This window comes from Mesorhizobium sp. M5C.F.Ca.IN.020.32.2.1 (genome assembly GCF_004023105.1).
Lineage (GTDB): Bacteria > Pseudomonadota > Alphaproteobacteria > Rhizobiales > Rhizobiaceae > Mesorhizobium > Mesorhizobium wenxiniae.
Genome location: NZ_RZSX01000866.1, coordinates 1 through 2,592, shown reverse-complemented (window position 1 = coordinate 2,592; position 2,592 = coordinate 1). Strand labels below are relative to the sequence as shown.

Here is a 2,592-nt window from a genome sequence, read left to right as displayed (position 1 = left end):
ATTTTCCGAAGGGGCACCCGACACGCATCCGATGCTCGCGGGGCTGGGCGTCGAGCCGACAGGCAATGCGTTGGACGGCGAGTTGGTCGCCTCGCTGCTGAAAGGCCGGAGATCGCCGCTGAAGGCAGCACTTCTCGATCAGCGGCTGATCGCCGGGCTCGGCAATATCTATGTGTCGGAGGCCCTGTGGCGCGCCGGTCTGTCGCCGTTGCGCGAGGCGGGCACCATCGCAAATCCTGGAAAGAAGGCCAAACAGCAGCGCGACGCCCTGGCCGAAGCCATCCGCGCGGTGATAGCCGACGCGATCGCCGCCGGCGGATCGTCGTTGCGCGACTATATGCAGACCGACGGGTCTCTGGGCTATTTCCAGCATTCGTTCGCGGTCTACGATCGCGAGGGCGAACCCTGCTCCAAGCACGGCTGCGGCGGCCATATAGAGCGCATCGTGCAAAGCGGGCGTTCCACCTTCTATTGCCGGACCTGTCAGTTGTGAGCTAGGTGCCGGGTGTGTCCTAGATGCAGAGTATGAGCTGGACGCCAGATGTAAATTAGATGACCGAGTGAGGAGATACAGTCATGGCCTATGAAACGATCATCGTGGAAACCCGCGGCAAGGTCGGGCTGATCACGCTGAACCGGCCGAAGGCGCTCAATGCGCTGAACTCCCAGGTCCTGGCGGAAATGGTAGCGGCCGTGAATGGCTTCTGCGCGAATGCCGACATCGGCGCGATGGTCATCACCGGCTCCGAAAAAGCCTTCGCGGCAGGTGCGGACATCAAGGAAATGCAGGCGATCTCCTTTGTCGACGCTTATGTGCAGGACTTCTTTGTCGGCTGGGAAGAGTTCACCCGGGCGCGCAAGCCTGTTATCGCGGCGGTGGCCGGCTATGCGCTCGGCGGCGGCTGCGAACTGGCGATGATGTGCGATTTCATCATCGCCGCCGACAACGCCAAGTTCGGCCAGCCCGAGATCACGCTCGGCGTCATGCCGGGCATGGGCGGATCGCAGCGCCTCACCCGCTTCGTCGGCAAATCGAAGGCGATGGACATGTGCCTGACCGGACGGATGATGGATGCGGCGGAAGCCGAGCGTTGCGGTCTGGTGTCGCGTGTGGTGCCCGCCGTCGAGCTGCTCGAGGAGGCGTTGAAGGCGGCGGCCAAGATAGCCGATTTTTCGCTACCGTCGGTGATGATGGCGAAAGAGGCCGTCAACCGCGCCTATGAAACGACACTGGCCGAAGGGCTGCGGTTCGAGCGCCGGCTGTTTCACTCGCTGTTTGCGCTCGATGACCAGAAGGAAGGCATGGCGGCCTTTGCCGAGAAGCGGAAGCCAAATTTCACGAACCGATAGATCGCGACGACAGCGGCCAGAAGCGGGCGACAGCAGCGGCCAAAAAGAAGGCGAAGCAGCGTTGACGCGCCGGAAAAGCTGAACTATAAGCCGCACCAACCGAGGCGGCCCTGTGGCTGCCCGTTTGTTTTTGCGCCCTGCGGCATCCCGCATGCGCCCACCAGATCAGAAGAGAGGCATCATGGCCAATACCTCCTCGGCCAAAAAGGCAACGCGCAAGATCGCCCGTCGCACGGCGATCAACAAGAACCGCCGCTCGCGCGTGCGGACCTACATCCGCCAAGTCGAAGAGGCGCTCGCCTCGGGCGATAAGGCTGCTGCGCAGGCTGCTTTCAAGGTGGCGGAACCGGAATTGATGCGCGCCGCGACCAAGGGCGTGGTGCACAAGAATACGGCGTCCCGCAAGGTCTCGCGCCTGGCGCAGCGACTCAAGGTGCTGTCGGCCTAATATACCTTTACTGATCTTGTCCTCTTCAAGCCCGGCCGCTCGTGCCGGGTTTTTTCGTTTGCCGGCAAGTACTTAAAAAGAAATCTCGCAAACGGACACTCCGCACGATTTCAATGTTCGAAATGCTTTGCCGGCATATACATGCCTGCTGATAGGCGCAGCCGCTGAAAGCGTTCACAGCGAAGATATCGGCTGTCAAAAATCAGCTATATTTTTCAATAAGTTATTGACGGTCATCCACAGCTTGTTCACATCGGGCGCGGGGGATGGGGAACATTTGCCTGTCAAGAAAATTATTTCAGAAAATTTCGCGCGATGCGGCCTTTTTCATATTCGCCGGAAAAGGGTTTGAATCACAATGGCTTTGTCAAAACATGCCAGTGCAACGCAGGCTCCGAACCCGTCTGCGCTAACCACATTCCTTAAAAATCCGTTAGGCGTGGCCTTGCCCTATCCACAGCGATTTCGTTAATGTCGATCTATCGAGAGGGACGGGCCGTTGGCCCTTAACCCAGCCTGAATCGGCCAGCAAAAAATGGCAGAATTCGTGACGTGGATCATTTCCGCGTACGGGCTTGGTTTGTCTTTTCGATACGGTAGGGGATTGGCGTAATTGTACATGGCAGATCAATAACGCGCCGGCGTTTTCGCCGGAGGGAGTTGTATGCCCTGACATGACCAAAGCGGGCTGGCTCTGATGAGGCGGCGCCGGTTCCCTGACAATGAGGCGACATCATCTGCCGGCGGCGGCGATGGTGTCGCAGCGAGGACACGGACGCCGGAAACATGGATGC

Annotated in this window: 3 protein-coding genes; all 3 read left to right on the top strand. The window is 59.5% G+C overall.

Annotated features, from left to right (window positions below; translation table 11 throughout):
* Positions 1-493: zinc finger domain-containing protein (locus tag EOA86_RS30110; protein ID WP_281035711.1), on the top strand; the 493-nt coding region annotated here is incomplete at its 5' end.
* Between the two features lie 83 nt (positions 494-576).
* Positions 577-1,350 (top strand): enoyl-CoA hydratase, encoded by a 774-nt coding sequence (locus EOA86_RS30105; RefSeq protein ID WP_127211873.1) that lies wholly within the window; start codon positions 577-579, stop codon positions 1,348-1,350.
* Positions 1,351-1,531: 181 nt separating this feature from the next.
* A complete protein-coding gene (gene rpsT / locus EOA86_RS30100; RefSeq protein WP_029356919.1) occupies positions 1,532-1,798 on the top strand; it encodes a 30S ribosomal protein S20 in 267 nt (88 codons plus the stop codon).
* The last annotated feature ends 794 nt before the right edge of the window (positions 1,799-2,592 follow it).

Coding starts and splice junctions, on each gene's coding strand:
- EOA86_RS30105 (WP_127211873.1), top strand. CDS start 577: ATGGCCTATGAAACGATCATCGTGGAAACCCGCGGCAAGGTCGGGCTG.
- rpsT (WP_029356919.1), top strand. CDS start 1,532: ATGGCCAATACCTCCTCGGCCAAAAAGGCAACGCGCAAGATCGCCCGT.